Raw genomic sequence first — 25,362 nt, 5'->3', positions numbered from 1 at the left:
CACGAACGGCGGAACCGGCACGGCGACCGGACCCTCAGTCGTCCGTTGCTGGCGCGTCGTCCGGCCCGTGCCGTCGCTCTCGCTCGATCGTCGTCACGTAGATTCCCGCGAGGACGATCACCCCGCCCGCGATCGTGATCGCGTCGGGCACCTCGGCGAGCAGAACCAGCGCGAGCAGCGTCGCGCCGACGGGTTCCCCGAGCCAGGCGACGCTCACCACGACCGACTCGAGGTGTTTCAGAACCCAGTTGACGATCGTGTGACCGAGGATCCCGGGGCCGACGGCCATCCCGAGAAACAGCAGCCACTCGCGAGGCGCATAGGCGAGGTACGCGTGACCCTGCACGCCCACCAGGAGCGCGAGCGTCAGCGCGCAGGCGGTGTAGACGACGGTCACGTAGGGAAACAGCGAGACGCGCTGGCGGATCGATCGCCCGGCGAGCACGTAGCCCGCGACGGTGATCGCCCCGAGGAGGGCGAGCGAGTTCCCGTACAGCGTCGTGTCCGAGATCGGCGCCTCGCCGGCGTCGCCGAACGACATCGCCGCCGCGCCCACGATCGCGACGGCGATGCCGACGACCGTTTCGCGGCTGACGCGTTCACCGAGCACCAGCGCCGCCCCGAGCGCCACGAAGATCGGTTGGGTCTGGACGAGCGTCACGCTGGCGGCGACGCTCGTGTGGTTCAGGCTCTCGAACCAGGCCGCGAAGTGGACCGCGAGCGCGACGCCGGCGACGATCGCGAAGCCGAGATCGGTCCACGAGAGTCGGCCGAACTCGTCCCAGTAGGACAGGAATGCGATCGGTGCGATGAGTGCGGTCGTGAACAGCACCCGGTAGAACGCCGCGATGGAACTCGGGGCCGTACTCCAGCGGACGAGGATCGCGCTGGTGCTGGCGGCGAACACCGCAAACGCCAGCGCGGCGATCGGCGTCACCTCGAGGTCCGTGCGGTTCACGTCCGCCCCGAGTCGCCGATACCTCAAACACGTTGCGAAACGCGACACTTCGATCGGATCCGCGCGGCCGCCGCGCGATCGGAACCGATCGATCGAGAAGCAGTGAGTTCCCGGGTCTCTCTATCCCTCTTCGTCGGGAAGCCGGTTCCCGCGATAGATCGCGGCGATCTCCCGATCGACGTCGGCGAGGGCGACGATGTCGTCTTCGGTGAGGGCCTCGGCGTCCCACTCGTCGAGGTAGTCGACGGCGTCGTCGTACGCCTCGAACGGGCGCGGGTTGAGTCCCATCGTCTCTTCGGGGACCGGGGTAGAGTCGGTGACGAGCACGTACGACGCCTCGAATCCGTCGACGAGATCCTCGTCTCCGAAGTCGGTTACCCACGCCGCGGTGATCTCCGAGTCGATCGGCGGCGCGGCGTAGTAGGCGAACAGACAGCCCGGCGTGTCGAACGCCGCACCCTGACCGTTCTCGTGGGCGAGTTGGCACTGCCACGTCGGGTAGTCAGCCGGGATCATGTTACAGACCGGGCAGGCGTACTCGCCGGTGAACTCCAGCGGCTCGTCGCCGGGGTGCTCGACGTCCGTTTCGTACTGATGTTCGCCGTCGTCACCGACCTCGGCGTCGTCGCCACCGGTGCCGTCGCCGGCTCCACCGAGACAGCCGGCGACGCCGACGGGGACACCGGCCCCCACGACGCCCAGAAATCGACGGCGGGTAGCTGGTCGGCCCTCGCGTCCGGTCATATACCCGTCCATAGCGTGCACGGCGTCAAAACGGGCCTGGTTCGATCGTCGAACTCGGCGGCCACCCCGGATCGGGGGCCCGGCGGCCGGTCGCCGGCGTCAGGCCGGTGCCCCGCGATCGATCGTCACTCGAGGTGCTCCTTCGTGGCCCGGTGGCGCTGTCGGAACATCGCCTCGAAGCCGGCCTGCGAGATCGGAACGGTCGCGTCGGCGATTCCGCCCAGCCGCCGGGAGAGGGGCAGTTCGTAGTCGACGTGATCGCGCAGCACCGTCTCGTCACCGTCGGCGTAGAAGGCGTGAGTGTGAACCCACCGATCGAACGGCCCGTGGACCATCTCGTCGCGGAAGTAGGCCATCCCCTCGTCGCGTTCGCGCTCCGTAATGATCGACGTCCAGTGCTGGCGCGGGCCGACGCCGAACGGCCGCATCGAGAGGTCGACCTCGCTGCCCGCCTCGAGCCGATCGGGATCCGGTTCACCGTCCGGGCCGATCACCCGCTCGACGCGCAGTCCCATCCAGTCCGGCGTCAGCGCCTCGAGGCCGCTCAGCCGCGAGTGAAACTCCCACACCTCCTCGAGGGGCACCCGAACGGTCGTCTCGCGTTCGTACAATGGCATACCCGCCACTACGCCATGGAACGGCAAAATAGCGGGGCCTCCATACGTCGAGGTGTGCGGTCGACCGCCTCGATCGCAGGCTCCGTCGGACCGCCGCGCGACTGCGGCCCGGACCGGGGAGTCGAACCACGCGCCGGGCGACGTCGATCGACGAGCGCCTTACTTCAGGCGTTCCTGGAGGAACGACGGGTGTGCCGCTGTAACCCCGTCGATCTCGAGCAGTTCGTTGGAGATGATGTCACCGACTTCGTCGCCGTCGGCCGCGCGCACTTCGGCCATCAGCATGTGGTCGCCGCTCGAACTGTACAGGGCCTCGATCTCCTCTAGGTCCTTCAGCGCCTTCGTCGCCTCGACGTAGCGTTCGCTCGCGACGTCGATCCCGACGAGCGCGATGGTCTTGCTCGAGAGCTTCTTCGGGTCGACGTCGGCCGAATAGCCGACGATGACGCCCTCGTCTTCGAGCTGGTTGATGTACTTCCGGACCGTCGGTTTCGAGACGTTCGCCCGATCGGCGATCTCCGCGTAGGAGGCCTGGGCATCCTCTTCGAGAACCTCGAGGATGCGATCTTCCGTCGCCTGGGTACTCATGGTAGACTGTTTTGCTCCGGCGGGAAAATATCTTTTGTATACGAAAACGTCGGATTCCCTGACTGAAGCGGGCGTTTCGCGGGTTCGGTTCGAGGCCCCGATCGCCCGATCGGCGGACTTATTCGATCGCCCCACCCAGTACCGGAACACGGAATGGTCGCGTTCAATCTCGTAAGCGGTGCCGTCTGGCTCGTCTGCGGACTCGCGATCTGTTATCTCGCCTATCTCATCGGCGTGCGTGGACGGGTGGACCTGCACGCGAACTACGACGAGTCGGTGGACGCCGCGTACGTCGCCCGGTGGGCCGGCGGGACGGCCATGGTCATGGGACTGCTCACCGTCGCGTACGCCGTCCGCGAACTGATCTACGGCTTCCAGCCGTACGCGCTCGGCGGCCTGATCGTCACCCTGTTCGTTCTGAGCTACGTCAGCAAGCTGTTCGCCCGGGGCGTCGGCTATCGGGGGTAACCCCGCGGCCGGCCGATCGAGGGCCGCCGACCGCGCCGAGACGACGATCGAGCGCGAAACGCCGATGGCAGTCGCCGGGTCGATCGGCGCGAACTGCGAGAACGAATATCGCGGGATGAGATGAGTCGCCCCGTCGTGGGACGGCCGAACCGTGAACTGCGGAGCTACGTGTGCCGATCGAGCAGGTCGTAGCTGCGTTCCCACTCGGCGTCCTCGTCGAAGTAGCGTTCGGCGACCGGTTCGTCCGGCAGTTCGCCGACGGCTCGTTTCTCCTCCAGATAGGACGGCCGATCCTCGTCGACGTAGTACCGGCCCGTGAGGACGGTCCCCTCGTTGAGGACGTCCTCGGTCTCGTACATCATCTCGGCGGCTTCGCGGCGGTCCGTGACGTCGAAGTCGTAGTCGTCGGACTCCTGGACGTCGATGTAGGGAACGTACTGGCGGGCGTCCTTGTTCCACGTGGGACACTGCGTCAGGAAGTCGACGTGAGCGAAGCCGTCGTGCTCGATCGCTTCCGCGATGATCTCTTTGGCCTGGTTGGGGTTGACGGCGGCCGTGCGGGCGATGTAGCTCGCGCCGGCGTTCAGCGACATCGACAGCGGACGCAGCGGGGTCTTCGCGCTGCCGGACGGCTGGGTCTTGGACTTGTGGCCCTTCGGACTGGTGGGCGAGGTCTGGCCCTTCGTCAGGCCGAAGATCTCGTTGTTGAACACGATGTAGGTGATGTCGTGGTTCTCGCGGGCCGTGTGGATCCAGTGGTTGCCGCCGATCCCGTAGCCGTCGCCGTCCCCGCCCGCGGCGATGACCTCGAGTTCCGGGTTGGCGAGTTTGGCCGCGCGGGCGACCGGCAGCGATCGACCGTGGATCGTGTGGAAGCCGTACGTGTCGAGGTAGCTGTTCAGCTTGCCGGAACAGCCGATCCCGGTGACGGTCAGGACTTCCTCGGGGGTCTTGCCGACTTCGGGCAGGGCCTGTTTCAGCGACTTCAGGACGCCGAAGTCGCCACAGCCCGGACACCAGGTCGGCTGCGGTTCGACACTGGGTGTGAACTCGTCCCGGTCGATCTCTCGTTCTTCACCGATTGCGTTGAATGCACTCATGGTCAGTCACCTGCGGCGGGTTCGATTCGGACCTGTGCGGTCGGCTGGCGGTCCTCGTCGGCGAGGTTGACCTCGTACCCCTCGACGACCTCGGCCGGTTCGAAGGGGTTGCCGTTGTACTTGAGCAGGCTGGTCATCTTGTCGCCGAAGCGGCCGAGTTCCTTCTGGATGAGCCCGCGGAACTGGGCGGTCGCGTTCATCTCGACGACCATCGCCTCGTCGACGCTCTCGAGGAAGTCGGTCACCTCGGCTTCGGCGAACGGCATCATGTCGGAGACGCTCAGTCCCTTGACCGAGTGGCCGCTCTCGTTGAGGCGCTGGACGGCCTCCTGGACGGCGCCCTGGGAGGAGCCCCACGTGATGATGCCGTACTCGGCCGTCTCGTCGCCGAAGTACGTCTGGTTCGAGGGCCGTTCCTCGTCGAGTTCCTCGCGGATGGCGTCGAGTTTCCCGATGCGCCGGTCCATCTGGAAGACCCGGTTGTCGGGGTCCTCGCTGATGTGCCCGACCGGGCTGTGTTCGTTCCCGGTCGCGAGGTAGCGCCCGCCCTTCTGGCCGGGCAGCGATCGCGGCGCGACGCCGTTCTCGGCGTCCTCGTAGTTGAACCGCTTGAACTTCCCGGAGTTGTCGTGGGCCGCCTCTTTGAGTTCCTCCTCGGTCAGGGTCGAGCCGAGTCCCGGTTCGGGTTCGCGATCGAAGAACTCGACGTCGACGTTCGTGTTCTCGCCGGAGAGCTTCTGGTCGTAGATGATGATCGTCGGGATCTGGTACTCCCAGGCGATGTCGAACGCGAGTCGGGTCTGCTCGTAGGCCTCCTCGATGTTCCCCGGCGCGAAGACGACCCGCGAGGAGTCGCCCTGGCTCGTGTAGAGGACGAATTCGAGGTCGCCCTGCTCGGGTTTGGTGGGCATCCCGGTCGAGGGGCCGGCCCGCATCGACTCGACGAGGACGAGCGGCGTCTCGGTCATCTCCGCGAGGCCGAGCGGTTCGCTCATCAGGGCGAAGCCGCCCCCGGAGGACCCGGACATGGCCTTCACGCCGGCGTGACTCGCGCCGACGGCCAGCGCGGCGGCGGCGATCTCGTCTTCGACCTGTTCCGAGACGCCCCCGATGTCGGGGAAGTTCTGGGTGAGGATCGTGAAGACGTCCGTCCACGGCGTCATCGGGTAGCCGGAGATGAACCGGCAACCGCCGTCGATCGCGCCGTAGGCGATCGCGTTCGAGCCGGACAGCAGCGCCTGCTCGGTCTCGTGAGAGCCCTCGGGCGCTCGCAGGTCGTGCTCGAAGTCGTACTCCTCCTTCGTCGTCTCGTAGGACTCGTGAAGGATCTCGAGGTTCGACTCGAGGACGTCACCGGACATCGCGTCGGACATCAGGTCCTCGATGTGCTCGAGTTCCATGTCCAGCAGGGCCGCCGTGACACCCACGCCGGCGGTGTTGCGCATGACCTCGCGGCCGTGTTCCTTCGCGAGCCCGCGAAGGTCCATCGGGAACACGTGCCAGTCGTTCTCCTCGGCACGCTCCTCGAGGTCGAGGTCTGCGACGTCCTCCTCGCTGATGAGACCCTCGTCGTAGACGATGATCCCGCCTTCGCGGAGGTCGTCCAGGTTCTCCGAGAGCGGCTTGATCTCCTCGTTCCCGTAGTAGGCCTCCTCCTGTGGATTACGGGCGAAGGAGTCGCCCAGCGAGAGCAGGAAGTTGTATCCGTCTCCCCGTGACTGTACCTCGTGTCCTGCGGCCCGGATCTCGACGTACGTGTGGCCGCCGCGGATCCGCGATGGATAGTGGCGGTGTGTGAACACGTCGAGCCCCGAACGCATCAGCGCCTTTGCGAAATTCTGGCTCGTCGAGTCGATCCCGTCTCCGGAACCGCCTGCGATTCGCCAGATGAGTTCGTCGTCGCTCATGGGTAGATCTGTGGCCGGTGGGCCAACGGTATTCGGAGTTTCGTCCTACCGAACCTAAAGCCTTTGCTATACATTGCCATGCATCGATCGTGAAGAATGAACAACCATCCAATTCAGCACAGTGTCCGTTTTGATTTGTATGGAAAATTCATGCAGGATCGGCCGCAATCGCCCATTCACGGCTGACAGAAAGCGGACACGAAACCCGCATCCGCCGGCATCGAACGGGCGGGCGCATCGGCACCCTTTATGCGACGTTTGTGGTATGAGATGTCATGGGCTACATTGTCAAGATGCCGAAACTGGGACTGGAGATGGAACGGGGGGAGTTACTCGCGTGGGAAATCGACGACGGGGCAACCGTCGAAGAGGGCGACGTCATCGCCGAGGTCGAATCCGAGAAGAGCGTCGCCGAGGTCGAAGCGCGTGAACACGGCGTCCTCCGGCGAACGTACATCGAGGAAGGCGAGACGGTCCCACCCGGAACTCCGATCGGAATCGTCGCACCCGCCGACGCGGACATCACCGAACTCGAGGCGGAAGCGGAGACCGACCTGACGGCGGAGACGGAGGCGGCAACGCACGAGTCCGGCACAGCCGCTGATCCGGCCACGGGTAGCCACGAGGAACCGGTGGTCGAACCCGAAACTGGCGGCGACCAGGGGGCCGATGTAAAGGCGTCGCCACGCGCCAGAGAACGCGCCGAAAATCTCGGCGTCGACCTGACGTCCGTCGAGGGGACGGGCTACCAGGGAGCGATCACCGAGGACGACGTCGAGGCAGCGGCCGAGGGCGAACCGGCCGACGAAGCCGACGTCGACGCGTCTCCACGGGCGCGAAAACGGGCGGACGAACTGGACGTCGACCTGACGTCCGTCGAGGGATCGGGCTACCAGGGAGCGATCACCGAAGAGGACGTCGAGGAAGCGGCGACCGGGGCGACCGACGCGACCGGACGAACCCCCGCGGAGACGCGATCGTTCGGCGGGATGCGCAAGACGATCGCCAGACGGCTCGGCGAGAGCTACCGGGACGCCGTGCACGTGACGGTCCATCGCACCGCGGACGCCGAGGCCCTGTTCGCCGCGACGAACGCCGCGGACGAGGGCCTCGGAGCGGACGTCTCCGTCCAGGACGTGCTGTTGCTCGCGGTGTCGGCGACTCTCGGCGATCATCCGGCGTTCAACGCGACGTTCGAGGACGAGGTCCACCGGCTCTGGGCGGATCACAACGTCGGCATCGCCGTGGACGTCGACGATGGGCTGATCGCGCCGGTGCTGTCCGACGTCGGCGGCAAGTCGCTCGAAACGATCGCGACGGAGCGACGCGACCTCGTCCAGCGGGCGATCGAGGGCGAGTACACGATGGACGACTTGCGGGGTGGGACGTTCACGGTGACGAACCTCGGCGTGCTCGGGGTCGAATCGTTCGATCCGATCATCAACCCGCCGCAGGTCGCCATCCTCGGCGTCGACGCCGTCTCGGAGACGCCCGTTCGCGGCCCGAACGACGAGGTGACGTGGCGACGTCACCTCCCGCTCGATCTCACGTTCGATCACCGGATCGTCGACGGAGCCGACGCCGCCAGATTCCTCGAGACGCTCGTCGATCACCTCGAGGAGCCGTGGTCGCTGCTCCCCGCGGAGATCGAGGGCGAAGCCGAGAGCCGATCGGGCGCCGGAACGCAGATGCCCGAACGGACCGTCACCGCGCACAACCCCGATGGCATGGCCGGAACGATCGAGGCCGGCTCGTTCGCGTGGGATTTCGACGAACCCGAGGACGCGGGCGGGACGGAGACGGGGCCATCACCGGTCGACGTCTTCCTCGGCGGCCTGGCCGCTTGCCTCTCGCTGAGCGTGCGCTTCCAGGCCTCGAAGCGCGACGCGCCGATCGACGCGATCGACGTGACCACCGACGCCGAACCCGAACACGGGTCCGTCGAACGGATCGAGGCGACGGTCCGACTCGAGACGGACGCCGACGACGAGACGATCGAGCGCATCGTGGACCTCGGCGAACGGGGCTGTCACGTCTCGCAGCTCCTCCGGGACGATCTGCCGGTCGAGATCACCTGGGAACGAGTCTGACGGGACGGGTTCGTCGGCGCGCCGGGCGGACGGTCGCGCCCCTCCCCCTACTCCGGATAGGTCGCGTCCGGCTCCGGGATCGCGTCGACGTTCGCCGCGGTCTCGAAGATCGTCCCGTTGAGTTCGGCCGCGGTGTCGAAGTACCAGAACTCGACCCCGTCGAAGTTGCCGCTCTGGATCACCGGCATGCCGGCGTCCTCGAACGTCTCGACGACCGCGTGTGGGTCCTCGAACGCGAAACAGGCGACGTGGTGCAGCCCCTCGCCGTGTTCGTCGAGGTGCTCGGTGTAGATGCTGGGGCCCTCGAGCGGTTCGATCAGTTCGAGCATCGTCTCGCCGAGTTGCGCGAGTGCGAGCCGCATCGAGTACTCGTGGGTCTCGCCGCGGAAGGTCCGATCGGTCAGCGCGGGCGGCTCGAACCGGTAGACCTGCCAGGGGCCGACTCCGAGTAACCCGTCGAACCGATCCATCCCGTCCTCCAGATCCTCGACGACGAACGCGACCTGCGAGAGTTCCGGCAACTCCACGTCCACTTGTGGAACGGTATCACTGGCCATAGCAGATCTTCCATTCCAGGCGTGTTAGCGTTTGCCATCCGTCGATCGGACGAGAGAGTCGGCGGCCGATCGGGTCTCTCAGTCCTCGATCGCCGGCAGTCGATCGGGCCCCTCGGCGACGAGCGCACCGGCGTCGGCACCGGCGGAGAGCGTCTCGTTGACGTCGACGAGACGGGGACCCTCGAGAACCGGCGTGAGGTCGACCGTCGCACCCGTGAGTTCCAGTTCGCGCTCCCCGTCCGCCCCGACGACGCCGTCGGGGACGTCGAACTGGGCGGTCTCGCCCCACGCGAGCCGATCGACGGACGCGACCCCGACGGTCGCGGTGACGCCGGGAGCGAGCACCGACCGAACGGTTCGCGGAGCGTCGGCGGGGTCGGCCAGTCGGAGCGCGACGCCGCCTGGATCGGTGGGTGCGACTCGCTCGAACGCACCTGCGACGGCCGCGAGACCGACGTCGCCCGGGTGGGCTCGCGAGACGACACCGCCGCACAGATCGGCCGGATCGAGAAGCGCCCGCGTCCCGACGAACGATCGCGAGGACACTTCGGCGGCCGCGAGCGCCGACAGTCGGCGCTCGCCGGTCGACGTCTCGGCACGCGCCTCGACCATCCCGTGTCGCGCGGTCACGTCGGCCGCCGGGACCGCACCCGTCGCGATCAGCGCCGCGGCGACGCCAGCGAGGGTGCCGTCGACGGCCGTCGGGACGACGTTGTTCGTCCCCGTCGAGACGGCGATCACCGGGACGTCCCCGATTTCCCGGGCGACGTCGCGGGTCGTCCCGTCACCGCCGAGGACGACCACCGCGGCGACCCCCACCTCGCGAAACCGGGCGGCAGCCCGGCGGGTGTCGGCCGACGACTTCTCGACCGGTTGGTCGAGCAGCGTTGCGTCCACGACGTCGGGCGACGCCTCGATCGCGTGGTCGGCGATTCCCGATCGGTCCGGCATGACCCGTACCGCCGGCGGATCGGCCACCGCGGTCAGGCCGTCGAGCACGCACTCCGCGACCCGGCGCTTCGCGTAGTTGTCGACGACGCTGGCACCGCCGGTGAGCCGGCGGATGTCGCGGCCAGCGGCGGGGTTGACGATCAGTCCAACGTGCGTCACGAGTCGTCAGGCCACCCGCTCGATCGCCTCGCGGACGTCCTCGCCGTCGGGGAGCACCTCCTCTTCGAGCGTCGGACTGAACGGGATGTGCGTGTCGGGCGTCCCCACCCGCTGGATGGGTGCGTCGAGGCTGAAGAACGCCTCTTCCTGGACGCGAGCGACGATTTCCGCGTGGGTGCCGTACGAGAGCGGGCTCTCGTCGGCGACGATGAGCCGACCGGTCTTCTCGACGCTCTCGACGATCGTCTCGGTATCGAGCGGGTACAGCGATCGAGCGTCGATCACCTCGACGTCCACGTCGTCGGCGATGCTCTCGGCGGTCTGTAAGGACTCGCCGACGAGGCGCTGGGTCGCGACCACGGTGACGTCGTCGCCCTCGCGCTCGATCGCGGCCTCGCCGATCGGGACCGTGAAGTCCTCGTCGGTCGGCACCGCACCCTGCTGTTCGTAAATCATCTTGTTCTCGAAGACGAAGACGGGGTCGTTCGATCGGATCGCCGCCTTCGTCAGCCCCTTCGCGGCCGCGGCGGTGCCGGGGGCGACGGCCTTCAGGCCGGGGAAGTGCGCGATCCAGGTGTGGACCGTCCCCGAGTGCTGGCTCGCGGCACCCATCCCGCCGCCCTCGGTGGTCCGGACGGTGAGCGGCATCTCGGCCTTCCCGCCGAACATGTACCGCATCTTCGCCATCTGGTTCATGATCTGTTCCATCGCGACGCCGCTGAAGTCCGAGAACATGAGTTCGACGACCGGTCGGGTGCCCGTTGCCGCGGCACCCGTCGCCGCACCGGTAAAGCCGGCCTCGCTGATCGGGGTATCACGGACCCGCTCCTCGCCGAACTCCTCGTAGAGGTCGCCGGTCACCTCGAGGACGCCCCCGAAGACGCCGATGTCCTCGCCCATGAGGAACACGTCCTCGTCGCGGTCGAGTTCTTCGCGGAGGGCCTGTCGAATGGCCTCCCGGACGGTCATCGTCTCCGTTTCGGTATCGAGTTCGCGCTCCGGTTCGGCGTGTGCGGTCACGGTCGGTCACCTCCCTGACGGCCGCTGTCGGAGTTGTGCTCCGACGAGGCTCGCGAATCAGAGATTCGCTCACCGCCGTCGGGTCTCGCCTTCGCCGCCGCCGCAAAGCGTTCGATCTCCGGTGGCATCTCGGCGAACATGTCGTCGTAGGCCTCGTCCGGCGTCGGCCGATCGGCCTCCTGGGCGTACTCGATCGCCGCCTCTATCTCGGCCTCCACCGCCGCCTGCAGGTCGTCGAACTCCTCGGCCGTGAGTTCGCCGCGATCGATCAGTCGTTCCTTGAACGAGTCGATCGGGTCCCGTTCCTGCCAGCGTTCGATCTCCGCGTCGTCCCGGTAGGGCTCCTCGTCGCCCTCGTAGTGGCCGCGGTAGCGGTAGGTCTCGGCCTCGACGAGCGTCGGTCCCTCGCCCGCAGTGGCGCGTTCGCGCGCCTCGGCGACGCCCTCTTCGACCGCGGTGACGTCCATCCCGTCGACGGTCAGTCCGGGAATGTCGTAGGCCTGTGCCGTGTCGCTCAGGTTGTCGACGTTGTGTTGCTTCTCGACCGCCGTCCCCTCGCCGTACTGGTTGTTCTCGACGACGAAGACCGCCGGCAGGTCCCAGGTCGCAGCGAGGTTGATCGCCTCGTGAACCTGGCCCTGCGCGACGGCCCCGTCCCCGAGGAAGCCGACCGCGATCTGATCGCCGTCCTGGTAGTCGATCGACAGCGCCGCGCCGGTCGCGAGCGGCGGCCCGGCGCCGACGATCCCGTTCGCGCCGAGCATTCCGGCGTCGACGTCCGCGATGTGCATCGAGCCACCCTTGCCGTTGCAGTAGCCCTCGGCCTTGCCGTAGAGTTCGGCCATCATGTACTTCGGGTCGAGTCCCTTCGCGATGCAGTGGCCGTGGCCGCGATGGGTGCTCGAAATGAAGTCGTCCGGGTCGAGGGCCGCACACGTCCCGACACCGACCGCCTCCTCTCCGATGTAGAGGTGTACGAACCCCGGTATTTCGCCGTCTGCGAACCGATCCCCAGCTTCCTCATCGAATGCGCGAATGGTTAGCATCCGTCGCAGTGCTTCCAGTCGCCCCGCCGTGCTGTGTAAGTCAAAGTCTGCCATGGGGGCAGGAGAGGGTACCACGGGTCCGGCAATAAGTGCTAGCACCTACCACAGGATGGTACAAGGAGGTGGTCGCTCCACTTGTCGCAACTCGCGTCGGATCGAACGAACGTCTGGAAATCGCCAGAGGTCGCGGTTCGCTGGAAGACCGGGACGTCGGAGGACGGGACCGCTGGGGTCGCTACTCGTTCCGCGGGTTGCTCGGGTGGTAATCCGTATCGTATTCGCCGGGCCGGTCGTCGACCCGATCGGGGTTGATGCGGCCCGACAGCAGCATGAAGTCGACGAGTGTCAGGGCGAGCATCGCCTCGACGACCGGCACCCCACGCGGCGGGAGGACGGGATCGTGGCGGCCGATGACCTGCTCCTCCTTGATCTCGCCGGTCTCCCAGTCGGCCGTCTGCTGGCTCTTCGGGATCGAGGTCGGCGCGTGCAGCGTCACCTCGCCGTAGACCGGTTCGCCGCTGGAGATGCCGCCCTGGATGCCGCCGTGGTCGTTCTCGACCGGAGTCGGGTTCCCCTCCGAATCGAACTCCCAGTCGTCGTTGCGCTCCTTGCCGGTCCACTCGCGCGCTTCCTTCCCGAGTCCGAACTCGAACGCGGTCGTCGCCGGAACCGCCATCATAGCCTGACCGAGACGAGCCGAAAGGGAGTCGAACCGCGGCGCGCCGAGGCCGACGGGGACGCCCCGGGCCTCGAAGTAGATGCTGCCGCCGATCGAGTCGCCTTCGTCCTGGTACTCCTCGATCCGTTCCTGCATCCGGTCAGCCGTTTCGGGGTGGGCACAGCGGACGTCGTTCTCCTCGCTGTGTGCTTTGATGTCCTCGAAGCTCACCTCGGGAGCCTCGATGTCCCCGATCTGGTTGACGTGGGCCTTGAGTTCGATCCCCGCTCCTTCGAGGAGTTTCTTCGCGATCGCGCCCGCGGCGACCCAGTTGACCGTCTCGCGGGCCGACGATCGGCCGCCGCCGCCCCAGTTGCGCGTCCCGAACTTGGCGGAGTAGGTGAAGTCGCCGTGGGACGGCCGCGGCGCGGTGATGAAGGGTTCGTACTTGCCCGATCGGGCGTCCTTGTTCTGGATGACCATCCCGATCGGCGTCCCCGTCGTGTAGCCGTCCTGGATGCCCGACTTGATCGAGACCGCGTCGGGTTCGCCGCGGCTGGTCGTGATCATCGACTGGCCCGGCTTGCGTCGATCGAGATCCGCCTGAATGTCCTCCGCGGACAGTTCGAGGCCGGCCGGACAGCCGGAGACGGTACAGCCCATCGCCTCTCCGTGGCTCTCACCGAAGGTGGTCACCTGGAAGAGACGACCGAAGCGATTGCCGTTCATTAGCGCGTCCTCGGGGACGCGGACACTTAGCGGTGCAGGGTTCCCGCAAGATCGGGCGCCGCCGGCGACGGAGACGTGATGATCAGTGACTGCGACGACACGACGATAACAGCGGCTATCGATCCGTGGAACTCGCTCCCCCGAGGAACTCCGTACAGGTCTAGTTACTATCGGTATTCGGAATAGTACCAGTAACGGTAAGTACGCGTGCGAACTGAACGCCGGAATTTCGATCGGATACCGATTAGTTCGTTGGGTCGTGCTGAACACGCGCTGTGTATTCAGCACTCACCGACGCGCTCACTCTTGAGCAAGGAATCGTAGCATACAGAACACGTATCCATCACCCTGTTTCTATCAAATAACGTTCTGTTCTTTCGCGTGTAGCCGGCGCTTCAGGCCGACTTCGACGTGCCGCTGGTCTTCGGGGCCATCCCAGCGTGCGGGGGGCCAACCACGAAGATATCGCTCACAGCAAGACCGGCCCGCTCACTGTGTTCGCGGAGCGTCGCTTCAGAGTCTGCGTCGTACCGACACATCGTCGCGCCGATCGATCCATCCTCATTGAGGAACGTCTGGGAGCCGAGATACGACATCGGTACCCCTCCACTTCGGAATTCCTCGATGGCTTCGCCCGAACTTTCAACCGCCTGCTCCAACTGCTCGTTTGTGATTCCCGCTTCGAACTCACGTAATACGTCGTAGTTAGTCATGGTACTTTCTGAGAAGGAACAGTACGGTGTTCGGGTTCTCACTACTAGTATGTCACCGAACATAATAAAGGCTCCTTATAATTATTCGGAACTCCTTATATCGACTTAGGAGTTGTAGAGGGCTGCAACCCGAGGTACTGTCACGCCAGCAGGCCCTCGAGTTCGATCGCCGCGAACGGAACGAGCATCTCGTCGGGGTGGAGGCCGCCGTGCATCCCGACCAGGTCGAGTTTGGGCCGATCGCTGCCGTACCAGACCCCCGAGTCGCGGTGGACGATCACGAGGTCGCCGAGTCGCCGGCGGAACGTCTCGCTTCGCGGCCCGCCGCCGAAGAGGCTCCGATCGAGCACGTCCGCCTGCGTGAAGACGCGGGCATCGAGTCGATCGTCGAGGATCGAGCGGACGTCCTCGACCCGGCCGTCCCGCAGGTGCAGATGGACGTTCCGCGGACTGCCCGCGTACCGAACCGGCTCGCCGTCGCCGTGGCGCTCCAGGGCCTCGACCACCCCGTCGATCGTCTCGAGGTCGACGGTCCGACCGGCGTCGGTGTCGACGTGGCCGTGGTCCGCGGTCAGGACGACGAGGGTGTCGCCCGCCGAGTCGGCGTCGAGCCCCGAGAAGGCCCGATCGATCGTCGCGAACACGTCGTCGACGGTCTCGCGGTACTCGTCGGAGTGGGTCCCGTACGCGTGGGCGGCGGTGTCGATCTGTGGCAGGTAGGCGAAGAGGAAGGCGGGATCGTCGGCGGCGGCGAACGCGTTCCGCAGCGTCGGTTCGAAGCCGTCGAGGCTCTCGTCCGGGCCGTAGGAGTGGCAGGTCGCTCCGTCGTAGGTCTCCGGGAACGGGACGACGTGGCGACAGTCGATCCCGGCCGCCTCGAAATCGGGGTAGATCGGAGCCCCCTCGAAGACGTCCTGAAGGTCGTGGTCGACGGCGTCGTCGCCCGCCTTGACGGTCGCGGTGAAGGCCTCGTACGCGGCGTCGTCGGCCGGATCGTACACGTCCCACCCCAGCAGGCCGTGGCTCGCCGGCAGCGTTCCGGTGTGAAACGTCGTGAGCGCCGCCGCCGTCTCGGAGGGGTAGATCGTCGTGAGCGGGGAGACGATGCCCCGTTCGTCGAGTCGATCGAGCACCGCCCGTCCGCGATGGCGTTTCCAGAACGCGAGACCGAATCCGTCGACCAGCAACACGAGAACCCGATCGTACTCGCCGTCGAGGCCGGCGAGGACGTCCGCCGGGAGCGGCTGCTCTCCCGCGTGGCCGAGCACCGACCGGACGGTGTCGGGAATCCTGGCGAAACAGTACTTCCCGTAGTCGGGAAACAGGTAGCCGTCCTCGGTCAACCGATCGCGAAGCCGGGACTCGAGATCGGTGCGCATACCCTCCCAGATGGCCTCGACGGAGAAAAATGTCGTCGTGATGCGTCGGGGCGTGCGATGGCGTCGTGATGCGTCGGAGCGTCCAGTAGCGTCGCGTTCGTCGGGTCGTTCGATGACGGCACGATACGTCGTCGGGTCTTTCGACGGCGTCATCGACCCGCGAACGGTGCTCGCGACCGACCACAGTGACCGCGATCGGTTTCGCCGCGGGTCCGTCGAACCGATCAGGGAACCGGACGATGGAGCCGAGGGTTTATCCGCTGCAATGGCCACTCTGGGTTCATGAGCAAGCGGGTCAGCGATTCCGGGCTAACGGTCCAGTCGGACGGAGCCGACGGGCAGGGGCTCCAGTGGTACGGGACGTTAGCCGATGCGGTCGACGGGGGTGTGTACCACCTCGACGCCGACGACACGATCGTCGCGGTCGACGATTCGATCGTCGAACTGACCGGGTACGCCCGCTCGGATCTCCTCGGGGAACACGCCTCGCTCCTGTTCGACGACCGGGAACTCGCCCGGATCGATCGACGACTGGCGGACGCACGCGAGATCGACGACTCCAGCGTCGTGGAGCACGAACTCGCGCTCCGGACCGATGCCGGCACGGACGTTCCGTGTGCAGTCCGTCTCAGCCCCCTCACGATCGACGGGACGCGACGGGGGACGATCGGTATCGTCCGGGACCGCGCCGACCGACCGCGAGACGCCGACTCGTCGCGGGTCGACACGAGCGCCACCAGCTCCGATCCCGACCCCGATGTCGGCTTCGACTCCGACGCCGGCACCGACCCCGCCCCGGCCGGTTCCCCGGTCGACGGCTCGATACGGACCGTCCTCGACGAGGCGGAGATCGGCGTCTTCGTCCTCGACGAGGCGTTCGAGGTCGCGTGGATCAACGAGACCACGGAGGACTACTTCGGCCTCGATCGGACCGCCGCCATCGGTCGGGACAAACGGGAACTGATCGCGGAGACCATTCGGGACCGGATCGACGACGGGGAGCCCTTCGCGGAGACGGTGACGGCGACGTACGACGACAACAGCTACGTCGAGCGGTTCGAGTGTCACGTCACGGCCGGCGAGGACCGCGAGGAACGCTGGCTCGAACACCGGAGCAAGCCGATCGATTCGGGCCCGTACGCGGGCGGCCGGGTCGAACTTTACTACGACGTCACCGAGCGACACCGCCACGCGTCTCAGTTGCGGCGATTGAACGCGGCCGTTCGCGAGTGGTTCGAGGAGGACTCGCCCGAGTCGATCGCCGAGCGGGCGTGTGGGGCGCTCGTCGACGTTCTCGGACTGGAGATCAACACCGTCTTTCTCGCCGACGACGCGGACCGGGCGCTCGAACCGACCGCGTGGTCCGATCGCGCCGACGCCGTGTTCGACGATCTGCCGACGTTCGAGGGGGAGGGAATCGCCTGGCAGGTCTACGAGTCCGGCGAGCCGGTGATCTACGACGACGTCACGGCCGCTCCGGCCGTCTACAACACCGACACGCCGATCCGCAGCGAGATCGTCCTCCCGATCGGAGACCACGGGGTCGTCATCGCCGGCTCCAAACGGGAGTCAGCGTTCGACGGGAGCGACCTGACGCTCGCAAAAATCGCCGCGTCGAGCCTCGATGCCGCCTTCGATCGGATCGAGCACGAACAACGGCTCGAGCGAGAGCGAACGCAGACCGAACGACTGCTCCAGACGGCACCGATCGCGATCGCCGTCGACGACGCCGACGGCCAGACGGTCCTGGCGAACCGGCGTGCCGAGGACGTCCCCGGCCTCACGCAGTGGGGGAGTACTGACGGATCGAATCGGGACGACGACTGGCGCGTTTCGGCTGCCGACGGCACGGTACTCGACCCGGCGGAAACCCCTGCGGCACGCGTCCGGGCCACCGGCGAGCCCGTGATGGACGAAGAACTCGCGATCGACGGCCCGTCGGGCGATCGAATCTGGATCTCGGTGAACGCGGCCCCCGTTCTGGACGCCGACGGCGCGGTCGAACGCGTCGTCACGACGGCCGAAGACATCACTCGACTCAAGGAACACGAACGCGAACTCGAACGACGCAAGCGGGAACTGGAGAGCGAACTCGGCGAAGTGCTCGGCCGGGTATCGGACGCGTTCTACGCGCTCGACGAGGAGTGGCGGTTCACGCACGTCAACGACCGGGCCGAGGAACTGCTGGGCTACTCGCGAACGGAACTCCTCGGCGAGGACATCCGTGAGCTATTCCCCGACGCCAACCCGGATCTCTTCGATCGGTACCACGAGGCGATGGAGGCACAGGAACCCGTGTCGTGGGAACGCTACTCCGAGTCGCTCGGCATCTGGATGGTGGTCCAGGCCTATCCCTCCGAAACCGGCCTGTCGGTGTACTTCCGGGATATCACCGAGCGCAAGGAGCACCTCCGTCGACTCGAGATGAGCGAACAGCGCTACCGGACGCTGGCCGAGTCCTATCCGAACGGGGTGGTCGTGCTGTACGACGACGACCTCGAGTACACGCTCGCCGCCGGCCAGGGTTTCGCGAACCTGCCCATCTCCGGTGCCGAAATGGAGGGGAACCACCCGCGAGACGTCTTCCCCGACGACGTCGCGTCGACCCTCGAATCCATACTCGGTGCGGCTCTCGACGGCGAGGAACGGACGGCCGAGATCGAGTACGCCGATCGCGAGTGGCACGTCCAGGCGGTGCCGATCACCGACGACGACGGGCGGATCGTCAACGGCATGGCGACGGCACAGGACGACACCGAGCGCAAGAAGCGCGAACGCGAACTGGCGAAGTACGAGACGATCGTCGAGACGATGGAAGACGGCATCTACGCCCTCGACGGCGACGGGCGGTTCACGACGGTCAACGAGGCCTACACCGAACTCACCGGGTACGATCGCGACGAACTGCTCGGCAGTCACGCCTCGCTCGTCGTCGACGAGTCGGTGATGCGCGTCGCCGAGGACGTGGCGACCGACCACGCCGAAGTGTCCACGATCGAGGCGGATCTCGAAACGAAATCCGGAGACAACGTCCCGGTCGAGGCGACCGTAACTCGACTCTCGACCGTCGACGACGAGCGCGAGCGGATCGGCGTCGTCCGGGACGTCACGGAACGAAAGGAACGCCAGCGCCGACTCGAGGCGAGCGAACAGCGCTACCGGACGCTGGCCGAGAACTTCCCGAACGGTGTGGTCGCGCTGTTCGACGACGACCTGCGCTACACCGCTGCCGGGGGACGGCTCGTGGGCGACCTCGGGATCGATCGGAACGAACTGATCGGCCAGTCGATCGAGGACCGGTATCCGGACGACCTGTTCGCGGAGGTCGAGCCCCACTTCAGGGCCGCCCTCGACGGTGAGGAACACTCGTTCGAGGTAACGTACCACGGGCGTGACCTGCGCGCGCACACGCTACCGATCGAACCCGCCGGCGAAGACCACCGAGGCATGCTCGTCGTGCAGGACGTCACCGAGCGCAAGGAGTACCAGCGACAACTCGAGGCGTCGAACGAGCGCCTCGAGCAGTTCGCCTACGCCGCCTCCCACGACCTGCAGGAGCCGCTGCGAATGATCACGAGCTACCTCCAACTGATCGAACGGCGCTACGGCGACGAACTCGACGACGACGGCGAGGAGTTCATCGAGTTCGCGGTCGACGGGGCCGAACGGATGCGCGAGATGATCGACGGCTTGCTCGAGTACTCCCGGATCGAGACGCGCGGTGATCCGTTCCAGACGGTCGACCTCGACGACGTCGTCGAGGACGTCCGAACCGACCTCCAGTTGCGGATCGACGAGGCCGACGCCGAGATCACGAGCGAATCGTTGCCGGCGGTCCACGGCGACGGTGACCAGCTCCGACAGGTCCTCCAGAACCTGCTCTCCAACGCGATCGAGTACAGCGGCGACGAACCGCCGCAGATCGAAATCACGGCGGAGAACGACGGGTCCGACTGGATCGTCTCCGTCCACGACGAAGGGATCGGGATCGACCCCGACGAGACCGATCGGATCTTCGAGGTGTTCCAGCGGCTGCACGGCCACGAGGACGACGGGACCGGCATCGGACTCGCGCTCTGTCGTCGGATCGTCGAACGCCACGGCGGCGAGATCTGGGTCGACTCCGAACCCGGCGAGGGAACGACGGTGTCGTTCACGGTGCCGGCCGCCAGAGACTGAGACGAGAGGCGACCGCGCCGACCCGTCGACCGGCGTCGGTCACGGAGTGGGAGACGAGGAGCCCCATCTCTTCGAACGATACGCGAACCCGGGCGTGAGCGAGACACGGTGCGCTTCTGGACCGCGAGGGCCCCCTTCTCGGCCGTCATCCTCTTCGTAGCAGCGTGGCAGCGCGCGGAAGCCGTATCGCAGCGAACCGTCCCGGGGTTCGAGTATAGCGGTGGAATCGGTCATTCAGCTAGAAGGTAAATATCGTTATCGTCGGATCTCGATACCGTTTCGCCCGGTACACGCGAGTAAATGGGTAGTATCGGGCGACATCGGCCAGCACCTGCGCGGGACCGGGACGGAGGGGTAACAGTAGTATTAGATGATTAATGTGTAATTTATAATATTAACCAAAATCACCAACATCAGCCCGCTAGTACTACCACGCGAAACCTCTTTCAGTTATTACGTCGCACAACTACCATGGCACACATTAGCAGACGCAGCGTGCTAACTGGTATCGGTAGCGCGGGGGCGCTATCGCTCACGGGTACTCTCAGCGCTGAACGGGGGACCGACGCCCAGGGCCGCGAGATCATGCTGGGGATCCTGCAGCCGGAATCCGGTGATCTGGGGGAACTCGGGGGGCCGATCGCGGACGGAGCCGAACTCCCCGCGATTCAGCTCGCAGACGAGGGCAGTCCGTTCAACGTTACGGTCCAGCGAGAAGACACCCAGACGCTCTCCGAGACGGGGATCAGCGCCGCACAGTCGCTCGTCGACGCGGGGTTCCCGATGTTCACCGGCGCGGCGGCGTCCGACGTGACGATCCCCGTCGCCCAGGAGGTCGCGGTTCCCAACCGGGTCGTCATGTGTTCTCCGGCGAGCACGAGTCCGGACATCACGGACATCAACGACGACGACTTCGTCTTCCGGACCGCGCCGAGCGACTCGTTACAGGGGGAGGTCATCGCGGAACTCGCCTTCGAGGACCGCGGTTTCGAGACCGCGGCGACGTTCGCCCTGAACGACGCTTACGGACAGGCACTCGAAAGCGTGTTCTCGGAGTCGTTCGAGGAACTCGGCGGCACGGTCACGGCTTCCGAGGCGTTCGAACCGGAGCAACCGTCGTACACCTCGGCTCTCCAGAGCACGCTCGCAGAAGACCCCGACTTTCTCCTGGTGATCGCGTTCCCCGTCAGCGGGATTCAGATCTTCCGGGACTTCTACGCGGACTTCGACCCCGACCTGCCCGTCATCGTCACCGACGGCCTGATCGAGGAAACCCTCCCGAACCAAGTCGACAATCCGATGGACAACGTGCAGGGGACCGCTCCGGCCGCGGCCGGCCCCGAGGTCGAGGTGTTCAACGGGTTGTACGAGGACGAGTTCGGGAGAGCCCCTGGGGTCTTCAACGCCCAGGCGTACGACGCGAGTGCCGTCATGATCCTGGCGAACGCCCGTGCGGGCGAAAACGATGGACCCGCCGTCCGGGACGAGATGCGGGCCGTCGCGAACCCGAACGGGGAGACAGTCAGCCCGTCGAACTTCCCCGAGGCGGTCGACCTGGCCGCTTCGGGTGAGGAGATCACCTACGAGGGAGCCTCGAGTACCGTCGAGTTCGACGACAACGGCGATCCACAGGCCGCCGTGTTCGACGTCTACCAGTTCGAGAACTTCGAACTCAACGTAGTCGAACAGATCGAATTCGGGAGCGAATCGGAGTAACGGCCACGACTACCCGTTTTCGGGCCGATAACACGCTCGGAACGTCCCGTCGAACCCGTCCGTCGTCGAGATCCGAAGTCGGGCCGATCGAGAGGGCGTCGAGCACCGGCGGAACTGGATCCAGCACCGCCGCCCGACTCGTCGCCGCCATCTGCTGTCACCCGCCGCTCTTGGTGCCGACGTGCTGGCGATGGCTCCGGGAGAACCGATCGAAGACCGCGTTCGTCGCGTCCCGGGGCACTTCCGCGAGCACTAGACCTCTCCTCCGAGGTAGGCATCGACGACGCGTTCGTCCCCCTGTATCTCCGCCGGGGTGCCCTGGGAGAGCACTTGACCCTGGTGCATGACGATCACCGTCTCGCAGTTGTTCATGATGACGTCCATGTCGTGCTCGACGAGGAGAAAGGTGTACCCCTGCGATCTGAGTTCGTGGATGCGATCGAGGAGGTTCTTCTCGAGAGTCGGATTGACGCTGGCCATCGGCTCGTCGAGTAACAGCATTTTCGGATCCGTCAGGAGCGCCCGGGCGAGTTCGAGGAGCTTTCGCTGCCCGCCCGAGAGGTTCGCCGCGTCCTCGTGGGCCAGGTGCTCGATCTCGAACAATTCGAGCGTTTCCCAGGTGCGTTCGAGCAGTTCTCGTTCCTGTGCGACGAGGGATCTGCGAACGCCAGGGGTGACCGTTCGCCAGAGCGACTCGCCGAGTTGTCCCTGGAACGCTAACAGCATGTTCTCGAGCACCGTCATCCCGCTGAGTTCCCGGCTGATCTGGAAGGTCCGAACCAGCCCGCGATCCACCAGTTGCTGTGGCCTCAAGTCGGTCACGTCCTCGCCCTCGAAGATCACGCGTCCGGCATCCGCCCTGTAGACGCCGGTGATCAGATCGAACGTCGTCGATTTGCCGGCCCCGTTCGGGCCGATGAGTCCCGTCATCGATCCTCGTTCGATCTCGAAACTGGCACTGTCGACCGCCACGATCCCACCGAATCGCTTTTCGAGGTTCGACACGCGAAGGATGGCCGACTCGGACTCCGACTCCTCCGGGTCGTCGACGGCGGCGTCACTCATTCGACTCACCCTCCTTTCCTGACGAGGAGCCACGCCCATTCGGTGGCCGTTCTTTCGTCAAATCGATCGGCGATGCCGGTTCGTTCCGGTGGCCCAGCATCCCGTCCGGCCGGTAGATCATCAGCGCGATCAGGACCACGCCGAAGAGAACGAACCGGAGATTCGGGAGTTCCGCCACCGCGTACCCGAGAAGCGGCATCGGGTCGAGGTCGCCGAGCGCGATCACCCCCTCGTAAACCGTCGTGGTCCGTGGCAGGTCGAAGGTAGTGTCCACGATGCGCTGAACGAACGGCGGCCCTTCGAAGAGCAATCCGGCGAACAGGAGCGCTCCGACGACGCTCCCGGTGTTCGACCCGGAACCGCCGATTATCAGCGCGATGAAGATGTAGAACGTGATGATCGGCAGGAACAGGTTCGGATCGATGTATCCCCGACGACCCTGCCAGACGATGCCCGCGAGCCCCATGATCGCACACCCGACCATGAACGCCTTGATCTTCACGCGATCGGTGTTCTTGCCGAGCGATCGCGCCGCGAGTTCGTCCTCCCTGATGGCTTTCAACACCCGTCCGAACGGGGAGTGTCCGATCCAGGAGATGAGGACGAAGACGACCACCACCAACGCCACCAGAACGGCGGTATACGCCCATCCCTCGACGACCGACGTGCTTAGCTCCAGTGCGTCCCCGATCGCCAGGAACGCCCGTCCGACGAGGGTGGGCCCCGCTTCCGGGTCCCCGTCGACGTACAGGAGCTGCCGGGAAATCGTGTTACGAAGGTTCGGGAAGGACATTCCCTGTCCACCGCCGGTTCCGAACTCGGTGCCGAACAGTTCGAACTCTCTGAACGCACTCGAGTTGTACAGCAGTCGGATCACCTCCGCGAACGCCAGGGTGACGATCGCGAAATAGTCCGCGTGGAGACGCAACGCCGGCAGAGCGGCCACGAACCCGACGAGTGCGGCGGCCACGATTCCCGCCGGAATGCCGATCCACAGCGGCAGTCCGAGTCCGGGGAAGGTTGCGTCCGGTGCGGCCGTCGTCAGCGCCATCGCGTAGGCGCCGACGGCCATGAAGCCGGCGACCCCGATGTTGAACAGGCCCGTGTAGCCCCAGTGGAGGTTGAGCGCCAGGACGACCAGTGCGAACGATGCCGCCAACAGCGTGACCTGCTGGAGGGTGCTGACGATGCCGTTGAAGTCGAGCCCCGCGGCGAAACCGAGGACGATGAAGAGGCCGTACACCACGAGCGTGGTTTCTCCGATGATGAGGACGTCCTCGAGCCAGCGGGAGCGTCCGTCGGGGTCGGCACCGGTCGGAAAATCCACCTGGCCGGCGTCTTCGCCCCCATCCGTCCGGAAGCGACGATCGCGAGTCACGCCGTCTCCACCCCTCCGAAGATTCCGGACGGTCTGAAGATGAGGATCAAGATCATGAGCGTGAACGCGGCGACATTGGTCAGGTCACCCGGGATCCACACCAGCGAGACGTTCGTCGCCAGCCCGATGATCAATCCGCCGGCTATCGCGCCGTAGACTGATCCGATTCCGCCGAGGATGACCGCCGAGAAGATCAACAGGAGCAGGAACCATCCCGTGTTGAAGCTGAGCGTCCCCTGCTCGAGGACGACCAGATAGCCGGCCACGCCGGTCAGCCCCGCACCGACGATCCAGGTCATCAGGATCACTCGCTCGGTCGGGATTCCGGTGACCAGCGCGAGATCCCGGTTGTCGGCCATCGCCCGCATCGACGTTCCAAGCTTGGTGTGTTGCAACAGGATGTGGAGCGCGATCATCAGTACCACCCCGATCACGACGAGCACGAACTGATGGACGGGCAACGAATCGGTCCAGAAGACGAGGTCGTGTTCGATCGTCGGCGAACTCCTCGTCACGCCGCGCGTCTGCTCTCCGTAAACGAACACGATCAGGTACCGAAGTACCAGCGCGACGCCGATGCTCGCGATCAACAGCGGTATTCCGCCGGCGTTTCGCATCCGCTTGTACACCAGACGATCGATCGCCAGCGCCACGAGAATCGTTCCGACCGCCGCGACGAGCAATCCGATGCCGATCGCGAGCGGTGCCCCGAACAGGTGCATATCGAGTTCGCGGGCGGAGGTCCCACGATCGGCGTTCAGAAGTATCCTCGTCCTGAACTCGGCGACTCCGACTCCCCCCACGACGTATGCGGCGGTCCATCCGGTGAACGCGCCGGTGGTGACGAGATCGCCGTGAGAGAAATTTGCGAACTTGAGGATGGCGTAGGTCATCGAGAGTCCGGCGGCGGCGAGCGCGATGATCAACCCGTCGATGAGACCACGCCAGAAGAACAGCGAGAACGTACCGAACCGGAGCTCACCGAGAACGATTCGACGCGCGAGATCGAGGAGCAACGCGCCCAGCCCCGCCAGAAGTACCAGCCCGAACCACTGCTCGATTGTCACCCCCTTGAGGTACCGTCGACCATCTGCGAGCGCCATGGTATTACCTAGCTAGCAACATGGATAATACTTCACGCGACCGGTTCCCAGTAATAACTCGTTGTGAAATTAATCTGAAATACGTGAGCGATACATCAGTAACTAACTCCGTGTACTAATCGGTGCAAGACGGTAGTCACGGAATTCGTCAACGACCGAAAGACTGCCAAATAGACGTTTGGACGTCCGATCGCGCCCGCTCGTTGCTCGTCACCGGTGACGATCGAGATATCGCGA

20 protein-coding genes are annotated in these 25,362 nt (G+C 65.8%); 4 read left to right on the top strand and 16 right to left on the bottom strand.

Going from position 1 to position 25,362, the window contains the following annotated elements; translation table 11 throughout:
* Positions 1-34: 34 nt before the first annotated feature.
* The 4 genes from MUG98_RS02345 to lrpA1 form a co-directional block, all read right to left on the bottom strand.
* A complete protein-coding gene (locus MUG98_RS02345; RefSeq protein WP_265110580.1) occupies positions 35-958 on the bottom strand; it encodes a DMT family transporter in 924 nt (307 codons plus the stop codon).
* A gap of 120 nt (positions 959-1,078) precedes the next feature.
* Entirely contained in the window at positions 1,079-1,702 is a 624-nt protein-coding gene (locus MUG98_RS02340; protein ID WP_265110579.1) for a nitrous oxide reductase accessory protein NosL, read from the bottom strand.
* Between the two features lie 125 nt (positions 1,703-1,827).
* Positions 1,828-2,319, bottom strand: coding sequence for an SRPBCC family protein (locus tag MUG98_RS02335; protein ID WP_265110578.1), 492 nt, complete (start codon positions 2,317-2,319; stop codon positions 1,828-1,830).
* Between the two features lie 159 nt (positions 2,320-2,478).
* Entirely contained in the window at positions 2,479-2,907 is a 429-nt protein-coding gene (gene lrpA1, locus MUG98_RS02330) for an HTH-type transcriptional regulator LrpA1 (protein ID WP_265110577.1), read from the bottom strand.
* 153 nt (positions 2,908-3,060) lie between these two features.
* Here lrpA1 and MUG98_RS02325 point away from each other — a divergent pair, with 153 nt between their 5' ends.
* Positions 3,061-3,375 carry a hypothetical protein gene (locus MUG98_RS02325; RefSeq protein ID WP_265110576.1) on the top strand — a complete coding sequence of 105 codons (315 nt, stop codon included), beginning with the start codon at positions 3,061-3,063 and terminating at the stop codon, positions 3,373-3,375.
* 164 nt (positions 3,376-3,539) lie between these two features.
* On the opposite strand, the gene MUG98_RS02320 is transcribed toward MUG98_RS02325, so the two are convergent.
* Positions 3,540-4,475 (bottom strand): thiamine pyrophosphate-dependent enzyme, encoded by a 936-nt coding sequence (locus MUG98_RS02320; RefSeq protein WP_265110575.1) that lies wholly within the window; start codon positions 4,473-4,475, stop codon positions 3,540-3,542.
* A gap of 2 nt (positions 4,476-4,477) precedes the next feature.
* Complete coding sequence (locus MUG98_RS02315; protein ID WP_265110574.1) at positions 4,478-6,382, bottom strand: 2-oxoacid:acceptor oxidoreductase subunit alpha; 1,905 nt, start codon at positions 6,380-6,382, stop codon at positions 4,478-4,480.
* 275 nt (positions 6,383-6,657) lie between these two features.
* Here MUG98_RS02315 and MUG98_RS02310 point away from each other — a divergent pair, with 275 nt between their 5' ends.
* Entirely contained in the window at positions 6,658-8,472 is a 1,815-nt protein-coding gene (locus MUG98_RS02310) for a 2-oxo acid dehydrogenase subunit E2 (protein ID WP_265110573.1), read from the top strand.
* A gap of 47 nt (positions 8,473-8,519) precedes the next feature.
* On the opposite strand, the gene MUG98_RS02305 is transcribed toward MUG98_RS02310, so the two are convergent.
* The 7 genes from MUG98_RS02305 to MUG98_RS02275 all read right to left on the bottom strand — a co-directional run bounded on the left by MUG98_RS02305 (position 8,520) and on the right by MUG98_RS02275 (position 15,684).
* Positions 8,520-9,029 (bottom strand): VOC family protein, encoded by a 510-nt coding sequence (locus MUG98_RS02305; RefSeq protein ID WP_265110572.1) that lies wholly within the window; start codon positions 9,027-9,029, stop codon positions 8,520-8,522.
* 78 nt (positions 9,030-9,107) lie between these two features.
* Entirely contained in the window at positions 9,108-10,139 is a 1,032-nt protein-coding gene (locus MUG98_RS02300) for an NAD(+)/NADH kinase (protein WP_265110571.1), read from the bottom strand.
* A 6-nt stretch (positions 10,140-10,145) separates the two neighbouring features.
* A complete protein-coding gene (locus tag MUG98_RS02295) occupies positions 10,146-11,108 on the bottom strand; it encodes an alpha-ketoacid dehydrogenase subunit beta (protein WP_265112537.1) in 963 nt (320 codons plus the stop codon).
* Positions 11,109-11,155: 47 nt separating this feature from the next.
* A complete protein-coding gene (locus MUG98_RS02290) occupies positions 11,156-12,259 on the bottom strand; it encodes a thiamine pyrophosphate-dependent dehydrogenase E1 component subunit alpha (RefSeq protein ID WP_265110570.1) in 1,104 nt (367 codons plus the stop codon).
* A gap of 181 nt (positions 12,260-12,440) precedes the next feature.
* Positions 12,441-13,592, bottom strand: coding sequence for a chorismate synthase (aroC, locus tag MUG98_RS02285; RefSeq protein WP_265110569.1), 1,152 nt, complete (start codon positions 13,590-13,592; stop codon positions 12,441-12,443).
* Between the two features lie 395 nt (positions 13,593-13,987).
* Entirely contained in the window at positions 13,988-14,305 is a 318-nt protein-coding gene (locus MUG98_RS02280) for a DUF4242 domain-containing protein (protein WP_265110568.1), read from the bottom strand.
* A gap of 140 nt (positions 14,306-14,445) precedes the next feature.
* Positions 14,446-15,684 (bottom strand): alkaline phosphatase family protein, encoded by a 1,239-nt coding sequence (locus tag MUG98_RS02275; protein WP_265110567.1) that lies wholly within the window; start codon positions 15,682-15,684, stop codon positions 14,446-14,448.
* A 282-nt stretch (positions 15,685-15,966) separates the two neighbouring features.
* Here MUG98_RS02275 and MUG98_RS02270 point away from each other — a divergent pair, with 282 nt between their 5' ends.
* Together MUG98_RS02270 and MUG98_RS02265 are read left to right on the top strand one after the other, a co-directional pair.
* Positions 15,967-19,863 (top strand): PAS domain S-box protein, encoded by a 3,897-nt coding sequence (locus MUG98_RS02270; RefSeq protein WP_265110566.1) that lies wholly within the window; start codon positions 15,967-15,969, stop codon positions 19,861-19,863.
* Positions 19,864-20,334: 471 nt separating this feature from the next.
* Positions 20,335-21,579, top strand: a complete 1,245-nt coding sequence (locus MUG98_RS02265; protein WP_265110565.1) for an ABC transporter substrate-binding protein — start codon at positions 20,335-20,337, stop codon at positions 21,577-21,579.
* A 252-nt stretch (positions 21,580-21,831) separates the two neighbouring features.
* On the opposite strand, the gene MUG98_RS02260 is transcribed toward MUG98_RS02265, so the two are convergent.
* Genes MUG98_RS02260 through MUG98_RS02250 form a run of 3 tightly spaced genes read right to left on the bottom strand, consistent with a single transcriptional unit; the run spans position 21,832 to position 25,125 of the window.
* On the bottom strand, positions 21,832-22,644 hold the full coding sequence (locus tag MUG98_RS02260; RefSeq protein WP_265110564.1) for an ABC transporter ATP-binding protein: 813 nt from the start codon (positions 22,642-22,644) through the stop codon (positions 21,832-21,834).
* Entirely contained in the window at positions 22,637-24,022 is a 1,386-nt protein-coding gene (locus tag MUG98_RS02255; protein WP_265110563.1) for a branched-chain amino acid ABC transporter permease, read from the bottom strand. The genes MUG98_RS02260 and MUG98_RS02255 overlap by 8 nt, the downstream gene beginning before the upstream one ends.
* Positions 24,019-25,125, bottom strand: a complete 1,107-nt coding sequence (locus MUG98_RS02250) for a branched-chain amino acid ABC transporter permease (RefSeq protein WP_265110562.1) — start codon at positions 25,123-25,125, stop codon at positions 24,019-24,021. Before MUG98_RS02250 ends, MUG98_RS02255 begins: the two co-directional genes overlap by 4 nt.
* Positions 25,126-25,362 lie beyond the last annotated feature (237 nt).

The organism is Halosolutus halophilus (assembly GCF_022869805.1).
Lineage (GTDB): Archaea > Halobacteriota > Halobacteria > Halobacteriales > Natrialbaceae > Halosolutus > Halosolutus halophilus.
This window is presented reverse-complemented; position numbering and strand designations above follow the sequence as displayed.

Coding starts and splice junctions, on each gene's coding strand:
- MUG98_RS02250 (WP_265110562.1), bottom strand. CDS start 25,125: ATGGCGCTCGCAGATGGTCGACGGTACCTCAAGGGGGTGACAATCGAG.
- MUG98_RS02265 (WP_265110565.1), top strand. CDS start 20,335: ATGGCACACATTAGCAGACGCAGCGTGCTAACTGGTATCGGTAGCGCG.
- MUG98_RS02270 (WP_265110566.1), top strand. CDS start 15,967: ATGAGCAAGCGGGTCAGCGATTCCGGGCTAACGGTCCAGTCGGACGGA.
- MUG98_RS02290 (WP_265110570.1), bottom strand. CDS start 12,259: ATGGCAGACTTTGACTTACACAGCACGGCGGGGCGACTGGAAGCACTG.
- MUG98_RS02340 (WP_265110579.1), bottom strand. CDS start 1,702: ATGACCGGACGCGAGGGCCGACCAGCTACCCGCCGTCGATTTCTGGGC.
- MUG98_RS02275 (WP_265110567.1), bottom strand. CDS start 15,684: ATGCGCACCGATCTCGAGTCCCGGCTTCGCGATCGGTTGACCGAGGAC.
- MUG98_RS02325 (WP_265110576.1), top strand. CDS start 3,061: ATGGTCGCGTTCAATCTCGTAAGCGGTGCCGTCTGGCTCGTCTGCGGA.
- MUG98_RS02305 (WP_265110572.1), bottom strand. CDS start 9,029: ATGGCCAGTGATACCGTTCCACAAGTGGACGTGGAGTTGCCGGAACTC.
- aroC (WP_265110569.1), bottom strand. CDS start 13,592: ATGAACGGCAATCGCTTCGGTCGTCTCTTCCAGGTGACCACCTTCGGT.
- MUG98_RS02310 (WP_265110573.1), top strand. CDS start 6,658: ATGGGCTACATTGTCAAGATGCCGAAACTGGGACTGGAGATGGAACGG.
- MUG98_RS02295 (WP_265112537.1), bottom strand. CDS start 11,108: ATGACCGTCCGGGAGGCCATTCGACAGGCCCTCCGCGAAGAACTCGAC.
- MUG98_RS02260 (WP_265110564.1), bottom strand. CDS start 22,644: ATGAGTGACGCCGCCGTCGACGACCCGGAGGAGTCGGAGTCCGAGTCG.
- MUG98_RS02320 (WP_265110575.1), bottom strand. CDS start 4,475: ATGAGTGCATTCAACGCAATCGGTGAAGAACGAGAGATCGACCGGGAC.
- MUG98_RS02315 (WP_265110574.1), bottom strand. CDS start 6,382: ATGAGCGACGACGAACTCATCTGGCGAATCGCAGGCGGTTCCGGAGAC.
- MUG98_RS02280 (WP_265110568.1), bottom strand. CDS start 14,305: ATGACTAACTACGACGTATTACGTGAGTTCGAAGCGGGAATCACAAAC.
- MUG98_RS02335 (WP_265110578.1), bottom strand. CDS start 2,319: ATGCCATTGTACGAACGCGAGACGACCGTTCGGGTGCCCCTCGAGGAG.
- lrpA1 (WP_265110577.1), bottom strand. CDS start 2,907: ATGAGTACCCAGGCGACGGAAGATCGCATCCTCGAGGTTCTCGAAGAG.